A 24,841-nucleotide genomic window follows, 5' to 3' on the forward strand; every position below is an offset into this window, starting at 1 on the left:
GGTTAAGGAGTAATTTATTCATGTTAATTAATGTAGACTTTGCTTTGTTTCACTGGATCAATGAATTGGCTAATCACCTCGCCTTTTTGAATGGAACCATGCGTTTCTTGGCGCAATATGCACCGTATTTATTTGGAGTGGCTTTACTGCTATACTGGTTCACCTTTAAAATGCCGCATCGGATGATGGTTTTAGAAGCCGTTATAACGGTTTGTATCGGTTTTACAATTAGCTGGTGTCTTGGACATTTGTTTTACAGAGATCGGCCTTTTGTCAGACACTCTGTCATTCAGCTGATTCATCATGATCCCAATGCTTCATTTCCGAGTAACCATGCACTTGGAGCTTTTGCTCTGGCAGCAATTCTATGGCTTCATCATCAAAAATATCGTGTCCTCTGGATTGTCTTGGCTGTGCTTATTGCGATATCCCGCGTATGGACCGGTGTGCATTATCCTTCAGATATTTTGGCAGGGGTGCTCATTGGGGCAGGTTGCGCAGTTGGTGTTCACAAATTCATTCGCAGTCGGAAGCTTCCAGGCATCTTCATCCAAGCAGCTATTATTTTTTATGAAAAATGGGAGCAGAAGCTAGGAATAAAGCATGTAGAACAGACGAGAACAAAGATGACCCAATCTACTTCCTCTGTGCAAATAAAAAGCAGACGCTAATGCGTCTGCTTTTTTAGCCTCATGATTTATGCACTCATTATGCAGTCGATTTGGTACGAAGTGGTAGCATTCGTTCTTCATACCGCTGGTAGAACCAAATGCAAGCCGCCATCCAGCAACCACTCATGAAATAGCCACCCACAACGTCACTCGGATAATGAACACCCAAATAAATGCGGCTTGTCCCGATCGTTACAATTAGTAGGCTACTGAGCACAACAAGAAGGATACGACCTATCCTGGAAGGAACGTGCTTCCACAATAAAAACGTCAGCGCCGCATACATACTGAAAGCGGTCATGGAATGTCCGCTTGGAAAGCTATATCCATTCGCTTCGATAATACGGTTGATTTCAGGCCTCGCACGCCGAAATAGCATTTTTAGTACCGTATTCAACAGCACTGATCCCAGCACAGCAACCGCTAAAAAAAGTAATTCTCGTCGGTGTCCCAATACACTATAGAGCACGAACATGGCAATTAAAATGATGATTACCACTGGAAGCCCGCTGCCGATAATAGTGAAACATTTCATAAGACGTGTCATGAAAGGCGATTCCAGTTGTCCAATAGCCGTAATGATCTTGTGGTCAAAATGCCGTACTTGCTGGTCGCTAACCCATAATGCGATTAAGCCAAAACCAAGGGCACATACTATACATGTAAGTAGAGCCACGGAAATCGGTAGCTTTGTATATATTTGCTTCATTTTTTAGAGGTCCTCCATGAAATTCATCCCGTGATCAAACAAAATGCAGCATTCACATCGTCCATGTATTTACTTTACCCACTTTTCTTGTATCATTTCATAAAAAGATTAGCTTTTAGAATAAAGCATGGTTAGCTTTTTGGCAAAAGAACGAGGAGTCATCCTGTGATATGAAATCAATTCCCCATTACAGATCACGTGAAATACGCCATACGGTGTCGGAGACAGTTCCATGAGTTGTGAACGATCTCGTATATCAATAATCTCTGGTTGTATCCCCACAGTCTCAGCTGCTTCAATCGCATTGTGCGTGGCTATTTCCAGATAAGGGCATTGATGAGTTCGTAAAATGGTTAAGCCTTCACTAAAATGATCCAGACGTTGAACCCAATTATTAGGGAAATAAGGATCTGAATGCTCTTGATTCAACTTATAAACATACAACTGAAAAGAATATGGAGCATCCTCCACATGCCGAAATCCGTTTTTCAGAAAAATTTCGGGACCTGGCGCCCAGGAGGTATCTATATTTGTAACGACTGCCACTCCCTTCTTCCCCAACGTAATAGCATCTTGAATGCAGCGTTGAATAAGCTGTGAGCCTAATCCCAAGCCGGTTACAGCAATCCAGATACAATGAATTACTAGATATCCATCCGCATGAACAGCTCTCCATGCTTGTTCACCCGATGCATACTCTATAAATCCTGCTGGTTTATTGTCTTTTCTCAATTGTATGTAAGTCAAATTTTGAGTGAATTCTTTTTCTGTCCAATTCATTTTTTGTACATATCCCGGTGCTTTTTGCATGCTTCTCATGCAAAAACAGCCGTCTTCCCTTATTTGATTTTCATACCATTCAATGGTTGTTGTTGAATTTTCCATTTAGTCTCTCCTAACTTTATGAATATTGATATAAGGATTTCATAATGATTACAAAACCGCAAGCGAAATATAGTGAAAAAAACAGCACAAAAAAAGACACCACTCAAGCCTTATTGGCTCGAATGGCATCTGTCATTGCATGTGAGACACTGCTAACACAATTCTATGTCAAACAAATAGCATCTTCTTATTAGGTTGGCGTGACTTCACCAAGTTTAATCTTATTCTCTGCTTCTTCAATTGGATAGCGTTTGCGGAACCACAGCGATTGAAGCAGCAAAAAGGTGCCGCTTACGGTCCAATATAAAGGCATGGCCGCAGGAGCGTTGAAGGAAAAGACCGCCATCATAATCGGTGAAAGATAACCCATAATAGCAAATTGCTTGCGCTGGTCAGCCGTCATCTGTTGCTGAGAAAGCTTAGCCTGTGCCAAGTATACAACTGCGACGACAATTGCCAGAATCCAGTCCGGCTGTCCGAGCCGGAACCATAAGAATGAATGTGACGCCAACTCCGGCGTGAGTCGGATGGCAGTATACATACCGCTTAAAATCGGGAGCTGAATGAGAATAGGCAGACAACCGATATTGAGCGGATTGAATTGATGCTCCTTGTACAGCGCCATCATTTCCTGCTGCATACTCTGCTGGCTGGTGGTATCTTTTTTATTCTCATACTTCTTTTTAATTCGGTCCAAGTCGGGCTGCATAGCGCTCATCTTGCGCTTCATACCCTGCTGGGCACGCGTTTGACGCATCATTAGCGGCAATAAGGCCAGACGGACAATGAATGTCAAAGTCATGATCGCCAGCCCAAAACTTCCACCGAACCATTCCGCCAAATGCTGAATGAGCCAAGAAAGTGGGAATACCACGTAATGATTAAAAAAACCAGGTGTCTGTGCATTAATCTCCGCAGCATTCGCACCACAACCAGACAGCAGCATGACCACCGCCAGCGCTACGATTAAACCCAATATCCGTTCTTGTTTACCCCAAAAAGTGAATCCCTTGAATCGTTTCATATGTTCCTCCTCGTTGATTGGCTGTGCCATTTTTCAACAAGGGGGAACAATCGGAAGCATCTTCATCTGGCGCTTCCTTCCGCCGAATGTGACGTGCTAGCCGGACAGGCATGTCCTGTCCGCGGGCAGACATCGGCATCAGCGGAGAAGCATGCGAGCGAACGGGGCCGCCTTCGACCCAGCATTCAGCTACGCTGCCATGCAAATGAGCAAGATACGTATATGTCACTGTGCACAGCAAGCCGATCGTAAGCAAATAGGGGAGTAGGTCCTGAAGCTCAAACAAGGGATTCACCTCCTTCGGTATGTTGCTACAATTATAGCACGAAACCGGACAATCGACTAATCTTTAAATAGAGATAGAGATCGGATTACACAAGAAAGTACGCTCTACGTAACGGTAAAACTTAACGTATAGCAAGCATACGATTCAGTGCCTGTACAGCGTCCTGTCTGATCTGAGCATCCACACGAATTACGCCTACAGGCTCTCTCCGATCAATCTGTTCCATTGCCCACAGCAAATGCGGAAGATCGATCCGGTTCATGGTCAGACAAGGACACATATCGGGATTGAGCGATTCAATCTGCTGTTCAGGGTACTGCTGTCTAATTCGTTGCACGAGATTCATCTCTGTGCCAACGGCCCAACGGGTTCCCGGCTCTGCCGCACGGATCGTATCGATGATGAATTTGGTGGAGCCAGCACAATCTGCGAGTTGTACAACCTCATAAGAGCATTCGGGATGAACGATGACTCGGATATTCTTATCGCGTTCACGGACGTTGCGAATATGATCTACCGTAAATTTTTCATGAACTGAACAATGCCCTTTCCATAAAATGATTTTTACGGTTGCCGGGTTTCGTTCAGTCTCCAACTGATCGGTCATAGGATTCCATACAGCCATTTCATCCAGCGGAATTCCAAGATCATGGGCTGTATTGCGTCCCAAATGTTGATCCGGCAAAAATAAAATACGTTCCTTTTGTTTCAGTGCCCAGTCTAGCACCTGCTTGGCATTCGAAGAAGTCACGGTAGCCCCGCCATGCCGTCCTACAAAGGCTTTAATCTCTGCTGTGGAATTTACATATGTTAACGGAATGATCGTATCACCAACCAACTCCTGCAAATGCTTCCACGCTCGTTCCGTCTGCTCCATATTCGCCATATCTGCCATTGAGCAGCCTGCGCGCATATCCGGCAGAACAACGGTTTGCCGGTCGGTAGTCAGCATATCCGCTGTCTCCGCCATAAAATGAACCCCGCAGAACACAATAAACTCCGCTTCCTGATTTTGTGCCGCCATTTGAGCGAGCTGTAGAGAATCTCCTGTTATATCAGCAAATTGGATAACCTCGTCTTTCTGATAGTGATGGCCCGGAATGAGCAGCTTTGAGCCCCATTTTTGTTTCAGCTCGGCTACGCGTTGCTCCATGTCAGCAACCGTCAGTGTTTTATAATGCTCTGGCATAAATCCACGATTTCCTTGTAAAACGTCTAGCATAGACATTAGATTCCCTCCATATCGTTGCGGCTGACTGTCCCTCGCTCACGAATAGATAACCGCTATGTGTACAAAACATATTTACATGTGTCTTGACACCTATATTTACACATGCCTACAATAATCTCAAGAGTTTTTGGAATGGAATTATTTTTAAGTGGGGAGGATTTGCTGTGATTTACCTGGACTACGCCGCTTCCACACCCATGTGTGACGAAGCTTTGCATATATATAGCGTAATGAATAAGGAAATGTTCGGAAATGCCAGCAGCCTCCATGATGCGGGCGGTCAAGCAGCCTACACACTAGATTACAGCAGGCAACGAATGGCAAAAATGATTGGCGGGCAAAAGGAAGGCATCTATTTTACATCAGGGGGCACAGAATCCAATATGGTGGTCTTGCAATCAATCCTGAACGGGCTGCCGCCAGACAAAAAGCATTGGATTATGAGCGCTTTGGAACATCACTCGATGTACAATCTTGCTACTTTGCTAGAACATCAGGGCTATGAGCTAACTATTATACAACCGGATCGGGAAGGACGAATAACCCGTGAAGTTCTTGTACCCCATCTTAGAGACAACACCGGGCTTGTATCGATACAACACGCCAATTCGGAGACAGGGCTGATTCAGGATCTTGCTGCCTTGTCTCCCCTGCTCCACGAACGTGGTATTATGTTGCACAGTGATGCGGTACAAACATTTGGGAATGTTCACATAGATGTAGAAGCCATGGGAGTGGATGCACTCTCTATATCAAGCCATAAAGTATATGGCCCCAAAGGTGTCGGTGCTGCATATCTCAAACCCGGAACCCCATGGCGTCCGGTGTATCCTGATACACTGCATGAAAACGGATTTCGTCCTGGTACAGTTAATGTTCCTGGGATTGCAGCCTTTGTCGCAGCGGCAGAAATGATGACGGAACAGATGGAGATGCATCAGGAGCGATATGCTACCCTGCGAAGATACTTTATTACGAAAATTCAGGAAAGATCCATTCCATTACGTTGGGTCGTAGAGGAAAGCGAAAAAAAAGCAGTGCTTCATCATATTGTAGGATGTTTTTTTCACGGTTACGAGGGACAATATGTTATGCTGGAATGTAATCGCAGCGGTGTCTGTATATCTACCGGAAGCGCATGTGCCGCCGGACATCACGATCCTTCACCTGCCTTACAGGCACTTGGAGCATCTGAACGTGAAGCCTTACAATTTATCCGTATTTCTTTCGGCAGGACAACCACCATCGAGGAATTGAATGTACTGGTAGATATTTTGACAGACCTGACGCATCGACAAGAAAGGAGCTTATCCCGTTGACTGAATCTTTAAAACGGTCAGGTACGGATCGCCGCGAACAGCTGCTATTGTGGCTCAAAAGCGAGTCACCGCTGACCGGGAGCGAGCTGGCACGCAGGTCCTCCGTTTCCAGACAAGTAATTGTACAAGATATTTCCCTGTTAAAAGCAAGCCAAGAGCCTATACTTGCAACGAGTCAAGGATACATTTATATGGAACCTGCGGCTCAAGCCGCTCCCTTAGCCTCTCGTATTATTGTGTGTAATCACCGACCTGAACAAACAGAAGAAGAATTAAAGCTAATTGTAGACTACGGTGTCAGTGTGCAGGATGTTATAGTTGAACATCCAGTATATGGAGATCTGACTGCTCCAATACGGGTCGGAACTCGCAAAGAAGTGGACGATTTTATACGTAAGATCAGCTCCACCCAAGCCACGTATTTGTCCCAGCTGACCGGAGGCATCCACCTGCATACCTTGCATGCTTCGGATGAAGATAAAATTAATGATGCCTGTGCTGCATTGGAGCAAGCCGGCTTCCTAATGACAGATTGATCTTAATACGATAGCAAAGCAATAAAAATCCTTTCCAGTTTGTGGAGTGCAAATGCACTCCGCAGGGATGGTATGTAAATAGCGAGAAATGAAAAATCCCGGCCCCCTTATAAAGGGAATCGGGAATGGACTAAGCGAGCTTAATTTCTAGTAACTCATATTTGATTACAGCCATAGGTGCATCGACATGAATGATACTGCCCACTTCTTTCCCCAAAAGTGCCTTACCTAAAGGACTCTCATAGGAAATTTTGTTGTCCAGAACATCTGCCTCCGCAGGACTTACAACTTTGTATTCCACCTTCTCCGAAAATTCGATGTCATTCAGAATAACAGTAGAACCGATACTGACCGTTTTAAGATCCAGATTACTTTCATCCACTATCCGAGCTTTGGTCAACATTTTTTCCAAGACCATGATTCGTGTTTCCATAAACGCCTGATCGTCCTTGGCTGAGTGATATTCACTATTTTCCTTCAGATCTCCATAGCTGATGGCCAACTTGAGGCGTTCGGCTAGCTCCTTGCGTTTTACTGTCTTCAGTTCCTTGAGCTCTTCCTCCAGCTTGGCTAATCCCTCTTTAGTTAACAATACTTCTTCATTCGACATGGTCTTATTTCAACTCCTATTTCAGCACTTTGCATAATTCAAGTTCAATACTCGAAGGTACAATATATACGAGCTAAACCGTTAGGGTCCATCTATTGCTAATTGGATAAAGCTCCTGGAATTGATGCAAAATGCTCATTTAGCTTGCTTTATTGTAGTTTACTCTAAATTGGACCAACATGCGAAAAGAAATTCAGGAAATAGCAATCAGCTACCTTCGACCACTGTGATCCATATGGTAACCAAAGCTTTCTTGTTCGCATATCGTATGATCATAACGTATTTTAATGAGCACGTGCAGTGCCACTGCCCTTGTCCCAAATTTCATGCAAATCAGGCAGGAGCAGTGTATGGCGGGAGGAAGGATTCAATGGCTTCCTTAGGAAAGAATGGCAATGGGAACGGGAATCGCAAATCCAAATCCCCCCCTAACGGTCAAAAGAAAAATGGATTAAACAGTAATTCGGCTATCTTTTCAGCACTTCAAGGAAAAAATGTAGAGGTCCTAGTCGCAGCCCTCCTACTAACAGGAAAACTAAACGTCGATTCCGTGACTTTATACAGACAAGCAACATTATTTTTAGGTCTCACAGGAAAATACAAAACATTAGCATCTGCCCCTACTAATGTCGATAATATGGTGAAATTTTTAAATGATAACGGCAATATGACGTTGGATCAGGTGATACAAGCCTTTTCGCAGAAAATAAATAATTAACAGGTGGCGAAAGGAGATAGTTGTGGTGAGTGAGTTTGATGGAGAATCTTTTGCAGAGGTTATCATTATTGTGATTCTAGTTGCCATGATCTTCTATGGCTCCTCAGATATAGAGGGACTTTCCGCTTCGCCAACCCAATCCTAAAATGCTAATTCCCGCAAAAAAGAGCATCTATAGACTCTCGCGAGGTCAATAGATGCTCTTCCTTTTTAACGGCTCATTATTTCGAATTAACGTTCCTTCACTTCTACACTTATGGTTTGACTGGAAACCTCTCCTGCAGCATTGACTAACTCGGCCCGATACTCATATGTACCCGGCTTTTGATTTTGGATGTTGGTCACAGCACTTTGGGCCTGCGGACTTTGGCTCGACAGATCCTGCGTGTCGATCAGCTCTCCATTTTCATACAGGTTGTATTGGGTTGCATTCGTACCCCACCACATGTTCATTGTCAGGGTATAGTTACCGTCACCATCCCAATTGTTATGAGACAACACCGGTATGCCAGGAGAAGCATCGATCACTTCGACAGTTAACGGGTCGCTAACCGTTTTACCGGAAGCGTTGATCAGCTCAGCAGTATACGTGTAGGTTCCATTGCTCTTGCCTGTAACAGAAATGACTGCATGCTGTGCTTCAGGGGAAGCCGCTTGCAACGATTGGGTTGCAATCAGCTTGTCATTTTCATACAACTTGAGTTCATCACCATTCGTGCCCCACCACAGATTCATGGTGATGTTGTAGTCTCCATCCTTCAGTCCGGTGTCCTGACCGTTATCATGAGACAGCACCGGTTTACCCGGCACTTCACCTACAGTGTTTTTCTCGACTCTAACGGTTACTGGATTGGATACGACCGTTTTACCGTCCAAGGTGACGCTCGCTGTAATCTCGGCGCTCCCCTCTTTTAGGGCCCGAAGCTCTCCATACGTATCCAGTGCAACGGATTCATGGCTGCTGATATACTGAACAGAGGCATTACTTAAATCAGCTTGGCTGCCATCTGTGAGCGTACCCTTGAGATGTGTGGCTGCTGTATCCCCAACGTTAAATGTTGTTTGATCCAAGGAAAGCTCTACTTCCTGTAAAGCTGCGCCTGTCTGAGCTGAAAAATCATCTAGTCCGCGCGGCTTTAACTGATAATTTCCTTTGAAAACTGCCGAAATTCCCTTCAGCTTCACTTGCTGTCCTTCTTGATACGGAAAAGATGTCCGTGTTAAGCCTGTACGTGCATCAACTCGCACATGATGGCTAACCTCACCCGCTACTGCATCAAATTCAAACGAACCTACAGGAGTTGCATCTATTATATTACGAATAATGGCAGTAGGAAGCTCAACCAGCTGTCCTTGGTTCGCATCGCTGAGTTCAGTGACCTGCACAGCTTGCGGAAGTTGTCCTTCTCCCGTTTTTTCAATAGCCACTGGATCAGTCAACTCGACTTCACCATTGTACAGTGCCAAACTTGCTGTAATCTTTACTCGATCACCTTGGTGAAAGCCGCTTTGGTTTTGATATACATAAATGCCGCCACTTTCATCCTGCATATAGAAGGCTTGACCGCCAAAAGCCCCTGGTTCTGTCGTCACAACACCCTCCAAGGTCACAACTTTGCCAGCCGAAAGAGTTCGTGCTTCTGCGACACTGATTCGAGCCGGAATTGTATTGCCATCCTCAGGCAACGGCTGGGCTGGGACATCTGCCAGCACGACCGATTGGGTCAGCAGGTTGCTGCCGTTTTGTCTCAGCCTAAGATTAGCTGCACCACTGGTACCCGGCTTGATCCGCACCGTCAGGTCCCTATAGGCATGCCCCTTGCTGTCGGATTCCAGACTAAATGTTCCGCTATAACCGTAAGAGGTCGGCCAGCTTCCATCTGGATTTTGAATCTGGGCTACTTGGTTGCCGCCCGCTACATAAATACCTGCGCTGAATCCGCTAATCGTACTATGGGGAGCCAGTTGGTCGGCAACTATGCGAATTTGAAAAGGCTGTGCATTCGGTAGTTGCTCCTGCCGAACGATGCTGTACACAGGCTGCGCACTGGCTGTAGGTCCGCCATAGGAGCCGGCCTTGAACGTTCGCTGATCCCACCATTTGTAGCCGGCTGCAGGAGCGGACCAAGGCTCGGCTTGCGGTTCCGTGGAAGCCTGAGGAGCTTCAAAAGACAGCAATGCCGTCGGCTGATCTAGCTGTAAGTTTTTTACATCCGACAGGCTGGTATACTCCTCCTTCTTGGATAACCAATCGACGATATTGACCAGTAACACAGCGTCATCCTGCTCCTTAAAGCCGTCATACGTTGTCTTCTTGGTTCCTGTCTCTTCACGCAGATATTTCGGCGTTGCATCTTCAACAGGAGATGAATCCCCAATGAAAGCAGCTTTGCCTAGACCTACTTTTGCTACAGCTGCATAAGGTCCTTCCGCTATACCACCTCCGTTATAAACGCCCTGATCTACTGCATTCCCCCAAGCCTGATTGGTTTTAGGCAGATATACGATCCCCTTGGCTTTGGTCGGGTCAATAATCGCCAATGTTGATCCTGCGTGCATTGCCACATTACTCACTCCTGCTGTAATGCCGAACGCCTGGGCAGGTTCAACAATCTGATTAGCCGTGATATCGCCTAATGCATTGTAGCGAAAGCGTATACCAAACTGGTTACCCAGCCAATCTGAGCTAACCACGCCCTGCATCGCTGCCGAGCTTTTTTCTTCCTCACTCATTCCCTTTGCAGGGTCTTCCCATGCACCACGACGGTACCCATTGATACTTTCCGATCCGTCCCAGCGATTCTTGTTGCGGTCGGCGTTATAATGATCACCAATGAAAAAAATGCTATTGCCTGCTTTAACATACTGTTCCATTGCGGCCTGTTCGCTTTGTTTAAAAGGAATATTCGGCTCCGCTGTCACAAATACATCATAATTCTTTAAATCATTATAAGTAATGGGTGTAGATTGGCGAAGTTCATGAACATCGTAGCCATTGTTTGCAAGGGCTTGGCCAAAATCTGAAAATCCACCATCAATCACCCAATCTGCTGCGCCGGCTGTCTGTCTATGTGTATTATCGAACAACACTTTTTTACCAGCGTTTTCGTTGACCACTTTGGCTGCAATGAAAGGGGCCGGGTCTGCGGGACCTTCTGCGCGTGCCGGTTGCATGCCGCCCACAACACCGGCGTACAACGATAAAGTGAAAACCATAGCTGTTGCGTATTTGAAGCTGCGGGATGTAAAACGACGAAAGATTCCCATTCTATTCCTCCTGTTAATTGGTTTAAGGCCCCTCTCAGAGGGGCACTAAATATAAATGTTAGCATTCATTTATGTGCGGACATGCGTTGTTTTGTAAATCTTTAGGAATAATGAAAAGGGAGGAAATTCCAATAAAAAAGGTAGGCTGTATGCAGCAAAGTGAGTATCGCAAATACAATTTTCCCGGCAGCCCGGGTTCTTTTTTCCCCTGTAATCAGCTTGGTGCCATTCACGATCAATACCCACACGGCAATGAGTGCTGAAATGAGCGGCAGCGTACAAATTCCCCAGATATACCAGGCGGAATAGCCATACACCATCTGGTTGTTACCATAGACGACCTGTACCCCGAGAAAAATCGTATTTAGTAACGCGATGTATGCAAGGTTGGACGAAATGTGATTATTCGTTTTGCGGATAACTCTGATCACATATCTTATGATCCATATCAGTAGGGTTGTGACGAAAAATAAGGATGCGGCTGCATAGCTGACGAGTAGCGTCCAGGTACGGTGCCAAAGTGTCGTCTGCTTCATGGTCTTACTATCCGGGGCAATCATCATCCACGTACCCTTTTCCTGATACAGCAAAATTTTAAGCTGGCCCCCCTTTTCCACAAACAGCCCATCACCTGCTGCTTGAAAAACTTTGTCTGTTGCTTCATTCTGATCCGGGTATTTTCCTTTAACAATTAGCGTATGATCATCTTGAATATGAACGGTGTATTTAATGCTTCCCAGTATCCGAATCCATTTTCCCCACCCATGAACAGGAGTAGTATCCACCTGATATACGCCCTCGATCTCTGGCGAAAGCTTCACTTGCGTGACAGAACGAGCCAGTGACTGAGAAGCGGCCTGTGGCTTTGAGGCCAGCATTTGAGCTATCGTATTGATGACTTTTCCATGAAGCAGGGTGTCTGTGTCAGCTGAATTGATGGTCACAAAAATACCGATCTTTTGGGATGGAATCAGTACCATTTCGGAAATAAAATCATCAATTTCTCCAGTAGCCCACAACATGGGTACTCCCGTCTTCAGTTGACCACGGAAAAATCCGTAGCCCAAGCCATCCAGACGGGCATCCGCTGCAAATTGCTGTGCATGCATCACTTTTACCGTTTGTGGCTGGAGTACCGCTTTGCCCTCATACTCTCCTTGGTTTAAATGAGTGATCAGATAGTGGGAAAATTCGTTGGGTGTGACGTTCAACGCTCCTGCTCCCGGCAGATTGATATACGATAAGGGTTGTTTCACATAAGCTCCATGCTTCCACTGATACGATTGCGCCAATTCTGGATGATTTAATGGCAACTCCAGTGTCGCGCTGGGCATATTCATCGGCTGGAATAGATGTGTACGAAAGTAATCATTCAGTCCCTGACCGGTTACTTGCTCCACGATATTACCGATCAGGCCGAAGGCGACATTACTGTATTCATACTGAATTCCAGGTTTGCGGATAGGTGGCTGCTTTTGAAAATACGTGCTGAGATACTGCTCTGTAGGTAAAACTCCTGCGCGAGTTGAGCTGTTAATGTCGTATATCGCTTCATCTAATCCCGCAGTATGTGTCAGAAGCTGATGCAGATTGAAAGGGATATTTTGGTATTGCGAAGCTTTATAGCTGTGGAGATAGCTGTTCACGTCTTCATTCAAATCAAGCTTGTTTTGCTCGACCAGTTGCATTGTGGCACTTGCACTAAATGATTTGGTTAGCGAGCCAACACGAACAATGGTCTTTGCCGGGTCGAATACCATTTTCCGCTCCAGGTCTGCATATCCATATCCTTTACTAAAAAGAATTTGGTCTTCCTGGGTCACAACGACGGCCGCTCCCGGAATATGCAATTTTTCCAATTCTGTACTCATGATATCGTCCACTGCTTTTTCCACTGAATTAGGTGTTATACTATCTGCTGCCCATGCTGAATTAATGAGCAGATTCCAAAGAAACAACGTTGTTAAGAATGCGGATAGGTAGCCAATACCTCTATTCTTCATATTGAAGTACCCTCCTTACCTATGAAGTTGATTTCATGATTTAAACCGTGCGGTGATTGCATAGCGGAGCAGATATTTACACTCCGTATGGGAGCCATCAGCATGGCGCTATGGAATCATCGCACTTCCCTCGCGGGAGTGCGCATGATAAAGCGAATCCTGATCGAATCGCGTAAGCAGAAGGCTTCTTACCTGTTCGATCAGGATTCATACATTACAGATAAAATTAGTAATTCCAGTTAGTTAAATCATCGACTGTAAGTTTTCAAGAATTATGATGGGCCAATCCTTGTGTCACGTCTTTGCCCATGTTCCGGGTTATCTTGTGTATTGTGGCACGGATACATTTTACATTTTCTTCGATAAATCCGGGTTCCAGCAGTTCATAATGATTACCAATCAAGCTATGCTCTTCATAGCTTCCTTGTGTAGCATCTTTCCATAAAAGTTTATTATCTCCTGTGCCCTTCACCGTTTCCGATCCAGCGGCAACAAAGCCATAAATATTCGCCTGAACATTTTCTGTGTTCACAAGCTGGTTGCCATACACCGCATAAGCGATCATTTTACGCTGGTACGTTTCATTCAACAGCTCACGATAGGATTCGGGAACCTGTTCCAGCATGGCATGAATTTCCTGCTCTGTTTCTTCATCTGTGAAAGGCAGAGCTTCTGCCCTTTTGACCGAATCGAGCATTAAAATATCGGATACAGTATGACCTTGACGCTCCAGTGTGTCGGCAACCTTATGCGCCAGATTCCCACCTATAGAATAACCAAGCAGCACATACGGACCTTGCGCCTGCGTGCTGATGATTAAATCAACATATCGTGCCAACATTGCCTGCTCATCCGTAACATCATCTACGAACTCTAATCCATACACAACTGCATCTTGGTCCAGTTGTTTTGCAAGCTCTGCGAACGACAGTCCGTATCCAAGCATAGGAGGAAAGCAGAAGATGGAAACCGGACCGTGTTCATTCAACCGAATGATTGGACTATCGACCTTGTAGTCCAGATCGGCTTTCAATAATGTGAGCGCCTGCTCTTCTATGGTCGGGAACTCCAGAACACTACGGATGGGCAGCTCAATATCTGTAGCAAGACGAACTTTGCGTATAAGCTCCAGTACTTTCAAGGAATGTCCACCCAACGTGAAAAAGTCATCGTGGATTCCCACTTGCGGGATTTCAAGCACCTCCTGCCAAATAGCTGCCAGCAACTGCTCCACATCGGTTCGTGGTGCGACATATTCTATCCCCGTGTGCAATGCTTTGTCCGGCACAGGTAAAGCTTTACGGTCAATTTTGCCGTTAGTCGTTAGTGGAAACCGATCCAGCTGTACAAAAGCGGACGGAATCATATAGCTCGGCAGACTGGCCGACATCACAGTTCGAAGCTCACGGATGGTCAGCTGTTCATCGGCAGTGAAGTAAGCACATAATTGCTGCTGACCTGCTCCATCCCGCAAAGCGATAACAACGCTATCCCGTACAGAAGGTACACTTGCCAGTCTCGTCTCCACCTCGCCCAGCTCAATCCGGTAACCGCGAATTTTAACCTGTTGATCAATCCGTCCAGCGTATTCCAGTATGCCGTCTTCACGCCAGCGAACAAGGTCCCCAGTACAGTACAGGCGATCTCCGTCCACCCACGGATTAGCAAGAAATCTCTCAGCCGTCAGTTCAGGACGATTCAAATAACCACGCGCAACTCCGTCTCCACCAACAACCAGCTCACCCCAGGCTCCGACCGGTTGCAAGTTAAATGATGAGTCCACAACATACGCCGTCGAATTGCAAATGGGACGTCCGATTGGCACAGAATCCAGCTGTTCTTCCGTAATGTGATATGTCGTCGAAAAGGTTGTATTTTCCGTTGGTCCATAGCCATTAATGATGTTCATATGCGGATTATCGCGCAGGACCCGGTTAATATGGGGTGCAGACAAAACATCACCACCAACCAACAAATACTTCACATCACCAAAAAGTTTACTATCCTGCTGCGAAAGCTGATTAAATAATGGTGTGGTCAGCCACATCATGTTGACGTGATGATCCTGTATCGTCTCTTTCATCTTGGCTGCGTCCAAAAGATCATCCTTATGCAAGAGAACAAGCTGACCGCCGTTCAGCAGTGCACCCCAAATTTCAAATGTAGATACATCAAATACAAACGCACATGTCTGCAGCATTCGGGTTGATTCATCAAATGGGACATAATCCGTATTGCGGACGAGACGCACAACACTTCGGTGCTCAACTACGACACCCTTAGGCTTACCTGTTGAGCCTGAGGTATAAATGACATAAGCGGCATGATTACTCGCTCCATCTATACCCGGATTGGAAGCATCTGCACTGTACGACTTATCATCATTCAGATTGACAATCTGTCCGTCAAAATAGCACCGATCCAATAAATCCTGCTGAGCCAACAGTAGCTTGGCTCCCGAGTCCTCTAGCATATAACGGATACGATCCTCTGGATATTGAGAATCTATCGGCACATACGCGCCTCCAGCCTTCAAAATGGCAAGTGTTCCCGTAATCATATCCAACGAGCGCTCCGTCAAAATGCCAACAGGTTCATCAGGTTTGACCCCTGCATCCCACAGTGTACGCGCTAATCGATTGGCTGTCTCATTGAGCTCCCGATAGGTCAATGTTTGATGACCCAAAGCTACGGCAATATGATCTGGTGTGCGTTCTGCCTGCTCCTCAAACAGTTTATGAATCGTCTGATTGTCTGGATATGCAGAGGAAGTGTCATTAAACTCTCCAGTAATTTGCTGTTTTTCCGCCGCTGTAACCAGTTCCAGCTCTTCTACGCGAACATTTGGGTTAAGCAAAGTTTGCTCCAACAGGTTCACAAAATGTCCATGCAGACGCTCAATGTCTGTTTGATCATAATTTAACGCATTATACATAAAACGAATCTTCACGCATTCTCCCGGCATTACAACTACATTCAGATCATAGTTGGTCTGCTCAAGTGCTACCACGTTGGAAATCGGGGAAAGTTCCTGCCCATCAATTTCCATCTCCTCGACCTGCTCATCCACCGGATAATTTTCAAACACCATAATATGGTTAATTAAATCCTGTTTCTGGTCAGTCAATGCCTGAATTTCAAACAGTGGGTACGTATCATACGCATGAGAAGCCAGCGCCTGTTCCTGCGTTTTCTTCATAACTTCTGCAAAAGATTCCCCTGCCTCACTAAGGATGCGAACGGGAATGGTATTAATGAACAAGCCGATAATACCCTCGACTCCGATAATATCCGATGGGCGGCCTGAGACGACACTACCAAATACGACATCACGGTGGTTGTTATATTTTTGCAGCACAATTCCCCATACGGTTTGTAATAACGTATTCATGGTTACCTGATATCGCTTAGCCGTCTCCTCCACCCGGAGGGTAAGCTCACGCTCCAAAACCGTCACCCAATCACTAGCTGTATAGCCTCCACTCTTGCGGCCGGATTTTACAGCTGGTAGTGCTGTTTGCTGCTCATACCCGGATAAATAGCTGCTCCAGTAATCAGTTGCCGCCTTGCGATCCTGTGCTTCCAGCCATTCAATAAAGCGGCTGTACGGCACTGCCGGTGCCAGCTCTGGCACTCTGCCCTCCTGAAGTGCTGCATAGCTCTCAAACACTTCTTTATTTATTAGGGACAGACACCAGCCGTCCATGACGATATGATGGAAGCTCCACACAATATGGTAACTGTCTTCCCCGGTGCGCAAAATCGCTATACGCATCAGGACATCCCGACGCAGATCAAATCCCCTTGCTTTATCTTCCAACTTGAAGTTCTTCAGCCAAATGCCCCTTGTATCGCTATCCAACTCGCGTAAATCTTCATAATAGAAGCCACAATCCCGATTTCGGTAGACCACCTGCAACGGCTCCGTATCCCGGCCGAAATAAAAATGTGTACGTAGCACCTCATGTCGCCGAACCAGCATATTCAGACTTTCTGCAAAATTCCCGATGTCTATCCGACCCCGCATATCATAAGAAACCTGCTCAAAATACGCGTCATTCGCGGCTGCTTGACTATCAAGCTGGCTGTGAAACAACATCCCTTTCTGCATCGGGGTTAGTGCATATACATTGTCGATCTCACCCGCAGCGCCCATTTCAGATAACAGGCTGTCCAAGCCCTCCACACTCATTCCTTTATAGGAAATATCACTTGGGGTCAGCTCTGGGTGTTCTTTATGGGTGCAATGTGTCAAAATTTCGCGCAAGCTCGATTCCAGTAATCTCGCCAATCGCTCAATCGTCTCTGGTCGGTAGCTGGTACGGCTATAGCTAATTGTCAGCCCCAACTGACCTCCCGAAATGATGCCGCCAAAATCCAGTGTATATGTCCGAGCCATGGTCGGGCTAAGTGGCATCCCCCCCTCATATGGGGATGACTGCAAGTCGTTTCCTTTCATATCCTGATCGAACTGTCCCAAATAGTTAAAACTAATTTCAGGAGCTGTCGTAAATATGGCTGAAGGTCCCTCCGATGCCTGTGTCTGACGGTCGAATAAATATTTCAGTGCGCCGTAGCCGATCCCTTTTTGCGGGATACTGCGCAGTCCTTCCTTCACATGTTTGATTCGCTGTGAAAGAGCAGTCTCTTCTGGCATATCGAGTAAAACAGGATATTGGCTTGTAAACCACCCTATCGTCCGGGTAATATCCACCTCTGATAAAATGGGTTCACGTCCATGTCCCTCTAGATTTATCAGGAAACGATCATTTCCGCTCCATGCCTGTAACGCCATTCCTACCGCAGTCAGCAACAGGTCATTAATTTCTGTACGGTAGGCACGATTGGCCTGCTTGAGCAGTTGCTCTGTCTCTGCATTTGTCCATAAAGCAGTAACCGACTCACTATCGCCAATCAATGGCTTATCGTGCTCGTTATGTCCGTAATCCTGCGGCAAAGGAGCCAGTTCCGCTTGTGCAAGCTCCTCCCAATATACCCACTCACTTTCCATAGCTGGGCTGTTGGCATAGGCGTGCAGCTTTTCGGCCCACGTTTGGAACGAATCCGTCTTGTGAGGTAACTGAATCACCTGTTCACCCTTGGAGGCTTGCTCATAAGCTGTCGCCAAATCCTCAAATAAGATGCGCCAGGACACTCCATCTACCACCAAATGATGAATCGCGACCAGCAGATGATCCCCATCCGGGCAACGGAACAGGCCGAGCCTCATCAACGGCCCTTCGCTTAGAGAAATACCAGATTGAATTTCATTGCATTTGGCTTCAATTATCTTCGCCAAGTTCCCTTCAATAGCATCACTGTTCCTATAGTCAAAGCACTCCAAATGGTACGGTTCGCCTTCATCTACACCTCGGTTCCATGCTGTATATCCGTTCTCCGACGACCGAAAAATCATACGCAATGCATCATGATGCGTTGTAATCTGATGGAGCGCCTGCCGAAGTGCCTGTTCGTCATAGCCTTCCTGTCGATAGAGCATGACCGATTGGTTGAAATAGTGTGGTTCATCTGTTGGCTGTTCAAAGAACCAGCGCTGAATCGGTGTAAGCACAACATTTCCGGTAACCTCGCCCTGCTCGGCTACTCGGTTAACTGGCTGAATATAAGTACTTAGATCCGCAATTGTCGGGTATTTAAACAAGTCCTTCATTTCCAGCTTGTATCCAGCCTGAAACAAGCGAGACGACACTTGAATGGCCTTGATGGAGTCGCCACCCAAATGGAAGAAGTTATCCTGTATCCCAACCTTCTGAATACCTAGGATGGCTCCCCATGCCGCAGCCAAAGCCTGTTGAACATCCGTTTCAGGTGCCACATAATCCATGCCTGTATCGACATTAGGCTCAGGTGCAGGCAGTGCCCTGCGGTCTACTTTGCCATTCAGTGTCAAAGGCAGTCTGGAAAGCCGTACAAAGTAAGAAGGCACCATATAGCTCGGCAGATCCTGTGATAGAGCGTTACGTAAGTCGCTAGCGCTTAGTTCGCTGTCTGTTACAAAATAGGCACACAGCTGTTTTTGCCCGTGATCATCCTGTCGCACTATCACAACCGATTCCTTCACACCTGCAATTGTGGACAAACGGGTTTCAACTTCACCCAGTTCGATGCGGTAGCCGCGAATTTTGACCTGCTCATCCATTCTTCCCTTGTACTCCAGTACGCCATCAGCACGCCAACGCACCAAATCCCCTGTACGATAGCAATATTCTCCAGGCCGGAATGGACTTTCAATAAACTTTTCTGCCGTAAGCTCAGGCCGATTCAGATACCCGAGTGCCACGCCATCGCCACCGAGAAGTAGTTCGCCCCATGCCCCCACAGGCTGCAATTTTAACGAACGATTGACCACATAAACGGTGGAATGATTAATCGGACGGCCAATGGGAACACCTTGAGTTTGCGGTTCCATAATTTCATAGGTGGTGGAAAAGGTTGTGTTCTCCGTCGGCCCATAAACATTACTCAATCGAAGGTGCGGGTACTCCTTCAGCACGCGGTTAGCGTGTGGTACGGACATCACATCACCACCCACGAGCAATTCCTTCAGGGATGCAAACACTTCAATGTCTTGCTGTGAATGCTGATTAAATAAAGCCGTGGTCATGAACATGGTGTTAATCCGATACTTGTTCATCGCCTGTTTGAACTTGGCAGCATCCAAAATAGTGTCATGATTTACTACATATAATTGGCCACCGTTCAGCAGCGTTCCCCAGATTTCAAATGTGGAGGCATCGAATACAACTGCACCCATTTGCAGCATACGCGTATTTTCGTCAAGCGTGGCATAGCTAGTGCTCTTCACCAATCGTACGACATTACGGTGATTGACCATAACGCCTTTCGGCTTGCCTGTCGTACCAGAGGTGTATATGACATGCGAAAGATCTAAGGCAGATCCCCCATTTGAAATAGCATCTGATCCATGGGTATGAGTGTAGCCTTCAAATTCACTGCTCCATAGTTGCGCATCGCTCAAATCGATGACTGGAATACCTGGTTCAAAAGAAACCTGCTCACGTCGCTGTGACAGTAACAGCTCGGCACCGGAATCCTCTAGTAAATATCGGATGCGCTCTTCCGGATACTCGGGATCAATAGGAACGTAAGCCCCCCCTGCCTTCAAAATAGCCAGCATGCCCACGACCATTTCAATGGAACGCTCAGCCACTATCCCTACTCGCTGTATCTGAGTCCCGGACCCGTGCCGTATCCCATGGGAAGTAAGGATGCATGCCAAACGATCGGAACGCTCATTCAGCTCGCGATAAGTGAGCTGTGTGTCCGCAAAGGTGATCGCTAGTCGATCTGGCGACTGTGCAACCTGTTCCTCGAACAGCACATGCATTAATTGATCCCGTGGATACGGAGAGTCTACTTCTGTAGTGCTGAATTGCTTCACCAGCTGCTCTTTTTCTTGGGTCGAAACCATTTCTATAGCCGCAAGAGCGATCTCCGGCTGTTCTATAACCACATTGATTAACTGCTGTAAATGTACAGCCAGTCGTTCGATGGTTTCGCGTTTGTACAAACGGGTTCCGTATTGAAAACCGCAGGCAATTTGTTCCCCATCCTCCTGCGCGAACAGACTTAGATCAAATTTAGCCGTCGTTTGTTCACTCGGATAAGGCGCTAATTGCAGCTCTGCCAGCTGCTGCTCTGTTTGCTCCAGGTTTTGTAAAGCAAACATGGTATCAAATAACGGATTGCGGCTTAAATCTCGATCCACACCCAGCTTTTCTACCAGCTCTTCGAACGGATAATTCTGATGTTCAAAAGCCTTTAACGCGTTATCCTTGACCTCCAGCACATAATCACGGAACGTTTTCCCGCCTTCCGGATAATTGCGGATTGCCAGTGTATTGACGAACATACCGATCAGATTGCCAAGATCAGCATGAGGCCGCCCCGCGATTGGTGAACCGACAATGATATCCTCCTGCCCGCTGTATTGGCTAAGCAAAGTCGTATAGGCAGCCAACAGCACCATATATAAAGTCGATTCGGTCTGCATCGCAATGCTTTTTAATCCTTCGCTTTGCCGTTGATCGAGCGTAAATTCCAGTACATCCCCTTCAAAGCTTCTCACCGCCGGACGTGGATAATCAGTCGGAATATCCAGCACAGGCAGCTCTCCTGCGAAGGTATTGAGCCAGTAGTCTTCCTGTTCTTGATAGCGTTCACTTTGTTGCTGCTCCCGTTGCCAAGCAGCGTAGTCCTTATACTGAATACGCAGCGACGGAAGCGTATCCCCTGCATATAAGTGGATGAAGTCCTGAATCAATACATTTATAGAGGTGCCGTCAGAAATGATGTGATGCATATCCAACAGCAAAATATGATGCTCTGGACTAATTTCAATCAGACCAGCCCGGAACAGCGGAGCCTGCTCAAGATTGAATGGCTGGACAAAGCCATGCACCAGCTCATCGGTCTCCCTCTGGTCAGCTCTGGGGGCATGAATCAACTCCACGCGAAAAGGAACCTCGTTATGTACTCGCTGGACAGGTTCACCATTCATGGTCTCAAAGCTCGTGCGCAATGTTTCATGGCGGTCAATAAGCTGACGGAACGCATTATCCAGTGCCTTATGATCAAGTGAACCGATCAGTGTCAGGGCTCCGGGTATGTTATAGCTAATTCCCGCTCCATCAAGCTGATTGAGAATATACATCCGTTTTTGGGCCGAAGATACCGCATAAAATGGCTTATTCTCCGAAACAGGGATGGATTCATAGGTGGTTTGCTCCAGTGCTTCAATAACCTGCGCAAACTGTTCGATGGTTGGGTGCTGGAATAGATCCTTTAGCTGCACATTTTTATGCAATTGCTTATGGATGAGTGATATGACATGTGTCGCCCGCAGGGAATGTCCTCCTGCTTCAAAAAAGTTATCCTTAATGCCAATACGTTCAATTTCAAGCACTTCTTTCCAGATGCTTACCAGTTGTGCTTGTAATTGATTTTGAGAAGGTACATATTCTGCGCCTGAGCTTATGCCTCCCTCGGGTCGCGGCAACGCCCGGCGATCCACCTTGCCATTAGGTGTCAAGGGTAATTGTTCCAGCTGTACAAAATACGACGGCACCATATAACTTGGTAGCTCTCGGTTCAAAGCACTGCGAAGCTCACTTAACTGTACATCCGCATGGGTTACCACATAAGCGCAGAGCTGCTTTTGCCCCTGCTCATCCTCCCGTGCAATCACAACTGCTTCTCGGACTGCCTCCAGCTTCAACAGCTGCGCTTCCACCTCGCCCAATTCAATCCGATAGCCCCGGATTTTCACTTGTGCGTCGATCCGCCCTTTGTATTCCAGCGTCCCGTCCGCATTCCACCGCACCAGGTCCCCTGTTCGATAGCAGCGTTCGCCGTTACGAAACGGACTGTTGATGAACTTTTCGCTTGTCAGGTCCGGGCGGTTGCAGTATCCACGAGCCACCCCGTCACCGCCAACGAGCAGTTCTCCCCACGCTCCAATCGGCTGAAGCTGCATCGAACGGTCCACGACATATGCCGTTGAGTTATGGATCGGGCTGCCAATGGGCACGGCTTCTGATTGGACGCCGGTAATGGCATGCGTAGTAGAAAAGGTCGTATTTTCTGTAGGACCATAGCCGTTAATGATCCGCAGGTTCGGATGAGCCTTCAGTACCCGGTTAATATGCGGTACGGACAGCACATCGCCACCGACCAGCAACTCCTGTATTCCCTCGAACAGTTCCAAATCCTGCTGGGAAAGCTGATTAAAGAGCGGCGCGGTCAGCCACATCGTGGTAATGCCATGATTACGGACAGCTGCCTTAAGTCTAGGTGCGTCCAAAATGACATCCTGGCTCACCAGTACCAGCTGTCCACCGTTCAATAGCGCCCCCCAAATTTCGAAGGTAGACGCGTCAAAGACAACAGACCCGGTCTGCAAAATGCGCGTGTCCGCATCCAAGTGTGCATAGTTTGTATTTTTCACCAAACGCACGACATTGCGATGCTCCACCATAACGCCTTTGGGCTGGCCTGTTGTACCAGAAGTGTACATAATGTAAGCCAAACGATCAGCTGCGTAAACCGGATGTATTGGTTTAGCATGCTCTGATTGCGTAGCTTCTGTTGGGGTGGTTGTAGTAGAAGCAAGTTCGGAACTGGCGGAAATAGAGTAAAACGGATTTAGGCAGTCCACGTATGCCATATCAGCCATATCCGTATTTGTTCCATGATCATTCGGCAAGATTGGATCGTAACGATCTGCATCATCCGTTCCATAAATCGCGGCATCACTCAGGTCAAGCACCATTCCCTTAAAATCAGTGGGCCGATGTTCTATTTTCTGCACAAGTAGTATTTCGGCACCGGAATCCTCCAGCAAATAGCGCACGCGCTCGTCCGGGTATTCAGAGTCAATCGGAACATACACCCCGCCCGCTTTAAGAATCGCGAGCATACCTACGATCATCTCTATCGATCGTTCAGCTATAATGCCGACCGTCTGCTCGGTGTGAATTTCCTGCTTACGTAAAGAATGAGCCAGTCGGTTAGCCTTTTCATTTAATTCTCCATAGGTCAGGCTATCTTGTCCGGATACTACTGCCACCTGGTGTGGTACCTGCTTCGCCTGCATCTCGAACAATTCATGAATGGACGCATGACTTGGATAATCCACAACTGTATCGTTGAAGGTATGAACCAATTGCTCCACTTCTTGCTCTGACAGCACTTGTGCTGTGTAAATCTCCAGCTCAGGCTGATGCAAAACAACGGTGTACAGCCGTATTAGTTGCTCAACAAAGCGTTCAATCGTCATCTGGTCATAACGGTCGCTACTGTATGTCACATTCAGGGAAACCACTGCATTTTCCCATTGAAATTGAAAATCCAGTTCAGATTGCACATGATTCATAAAATAAGAAGTGTGGATATTTTGCAGGGATGCAGTGGTGTGAATAAGAGGCTTATCGTTCTCGTTACGTGGAATTTCAAGCCCCTCGGTATAGTTCCAAAAAGGAATATTTTGGTGTTCAATTGCTTCGCTGACAGAAGTTTTGATTTGGGACAGCAAGGTTTTGAAGGTTGTCGAGGAATCCAGCGTGTTTTTCAGTAAAATCAGATGGTTAATCGGCTTTGCAGTACTGTTGCCAGACTTGGCTACTGGAATGCCCAGCAGCACACTTTCCTCACCTGTGTATTTATACAATAAGCTTTCAACTCCAGCCAGCAGAACCATAAACACGGCCCATGGAGCTCCACCTGTTATAGATAATATTCTTTGGGAAATTTCAGATGGAAATGTGAGCGTGTACGTAAGAAAATTAGAACTCGTTGCAGCTGTATCCTTGGACACATGATTGGTGTATGGCAAGCAAGTGATATGATCCTCAGATTCCAGCTTATGACTCCAGTAGTTTTTTTCCTTCTCAAATAAGGCTTTCAATGACATCCCTCCTGCTTCATGGGGTCTGTACCCCTGTTGGAATGGTGCTTTGTTACGTAATTGAGCAATGTGTCGGAAAATTAATACTTTGCAGGCAAGGGCAGTCGGACAAGCCGCCGCCCTCTGCGCATGCAAA

14 protein-coding genes are annotated in these 24,841 nt (G+C 46.7%); 5 read left to right on the forward strand and 9 right to left on the reverse strand.

Features of this window, described 5'->3' with window-relative positions; all coding sequences use genetic code 11:
- Window positions 1–20 precede the first annotated feature (20 nt).
- Window positions 21–671 carry an undecaprenyl-diphosphatase gene (locus tag MMB75_RS22940; RefSeq protein WP_045245209.1) on the forward strand — a complete coding sequence of 217 codons (651 nt, stop codon included), beginning with the start codon at window positions 21–23 and terminating at the stop codon, window positions 669–671.
- A gap of 37 nt (window positions 672–708) precedes the next feature.
- On the opposite strand, the gene MMB75_RS22945 is transcribed toward MMB75_RS22940, so the two are convergent.
- The 5 genes from MMB75_RS22945 to nadA all read right to left on the reverse strand — a co-directional run bounded on the left by MMB75_RS22945 (window position 709) and on the right by nadA (window position 4,803).
- Window positions 709–1,380 (reverse strand): phosphatase PAP2 family protein, encoded by a 672-nt coding sequence (locus MMB75_RS22945; protein ID WP_016818950.1) that lies wholly within the window; start codon window positions 1,378–1,380, stop codon window positions 709–711.
- 108 nt (window positions 1,381–1,488) lie between these two features.
- Entirely contained in the window at window positions 1,489–2,265 is a 777-nt protein-coding gene (locus tag MMB75_RS22950; RefSeq protein WP_045245210.1) for a GNAT family N-acetyltransferase, read from the reverse strand.
- A gap of 190 nt (window positions 2,266–2,455) precedes the next feature.
- Window positions 2,456–3,289 (reverse strand): membrane protein insertase YidC, encoded by an 834-nt coding sequence (yidC, locus tag MMB75_RS22955; RefSeq protein WP_016818947.1) that lies wholly within the window; start codon window positions 3,287–3,289, stop codon window positions 2,456–2,458.
- Window positions 3,255–3,575, reverse strand: coding sequence for a hypothetical protein (locus MMB75_RS22960; RefSeq protein WP_017428493.1), 321 nt, complete (start codon window positions 3,573–3,575; stop codon window positions 3,255–3,257). The genes yidC and MMB75_RS22960 overlap by 35 nt, the downstream gene beginning before the upstream one ends.
- Window positions 3,576–3,696: 121 nt before the next feature.
- Window positions 3,697–4,803: a quinolinate synthase NadA gene (gene nadA, locus MMB75_RS22965; RefSeq protein WP_045245211.1), complete on the reverse strand. Its 1,107-nt coding sequence runs from the start codon at window positions 4,801–4,803 to the stop codon at window positions 3,697–3,699.
- Between the two features lie 167 nt (window positions 4,804–4,970).
- On the opposite strand from nadA, the gene MMB75_RS22970 reads away from it, so the two are divergent.
- A complete protein-coding gene (locus MMB75_RS22970; RefSeq protein ID WP_045245212.1) occupies window positions 4,971–6,125 on the forward strand; it encodes an IscS subfamily cysteine desulfurase in 1,155 nt (384 codons plus the stop codon).
- Complete coding sequence (locus MMB75_RS22975; RefSeq protein ID WP_016818943.1) at window positions 6,122–6,661, forward strand: transcription repressor NadR; 540 nt, start codon at window positions 6,122–6,124, stop codon at window positions 6,659–6,661. The genes MMB75_RS22970 and MMB75_RS22975 overlap by 4 nt, the downstream gene beginning before the upstream one ends.
- A gap of 130 nt (window positions 6,662–6,791) precedes the next feature.
- Here the strand turns inward: MMB75_RS22975 and greA are convergent, their stop codons facing one another.
- Window positions 6,792–7,271 carry a transcription elongation factor GreA gene (gene greA, locus MMB75_RS22980; protein ID WP_016818942.1) on the reverse strand — a complete coding sequence of 160 codons (480 nt, stop codon included), beginning with the start codon at window positions 7,269–7,271 and terminating at the stop codon, window positions 6,792–6,794.
- 370 nt (window positions 7,272–7,641) lie between these two features.
- On the opposite strand from greA, the gene MMB75_RS22985 reads away from it, so the two are divergent.
- Window positions 7,642–7,989, forward strand: coding sequence for a hypothetical protein (locus MMB75_RS22985; protein ID WP_016818941.1), 348 nt, complete (start codon window positions 7,642–7,644; stop codon window positions 7,987–7,989).
- 231 nt (window positions 7,990–8,220) lie between these two features.
- Here MMB75_RS22985 and MMB75_RS22990 read toward each other — a convergent pair whose 3' ends face one another.
- On the reverse strand, window positions 8,221–11,256 hold the full coding sequence (locus MMB75_RS22990; RefSeq protein ID WP_045245213.1) for a chitinase N-terminal domain-containing protein: 3,036 nt from the start codon (window positions 11,254–11,256) through the stop codon (window positions 8,221–8,223).
- A gap of 101 nt (window positions 11,257–11,357) precedes the next feature.
- Window positions 11,358–13,259, reverse strand: coding sequence for a serine hydrolase domain-containing protein (locus MMB75_RS22995; RefSeq protein WP_045245214.1), 1,902 nt, complete (start codon window positions 13,257–13,259; stop codon window positions 11,358–11,360).
- A gap of 102 nt (window positions 13,260–13,361) precedes the next feature.
- Here MMB75_RS22995 and MMB75_RS23000 point away from each other — a divergent pair, with 102 nt between their 5' ends.
- Complete coding sequence (locus MMB75_RS23000) at window positions 13,362–13,502, forward strand: hypothetical protein (protein WP_016818937.1); 141 nt, start codon at window positions 13,362–13,364, stop codon at window positions 13,500–13,502.
- Between the two features lie 22 nt (window positions 13,503–13,524).
- On the opposite strand, the gene MMB75_RS23005 is transcribed toward MMB75_RS23000, so the two are convergent.
- On the reverse strand, window positions 13,525–24,705 hold the full coding sequence (locus MMB75_RS23005) for a non-ribosomal peptide synthetase (protein ID WP_045245215.1): 11,181 nt from the start codon (window positions 24,703–24,705) through the stop codon (window positions 13,525–13,527).
- Window positions 24,706–24,841 lie beyond the last annotated feature (136 nt).

It is taken from the genome of Paenibacillus sp. P2(2022), assembly GCF_029522175.1.
In the GTDB taxonomy this organism is placed as follows: domain Bacteria; phylum Bacillota; class Bacilli; order Paenibacillales; family Paenibacillaceae; genus Paenibacillus; species Paenibacillus polymyxa.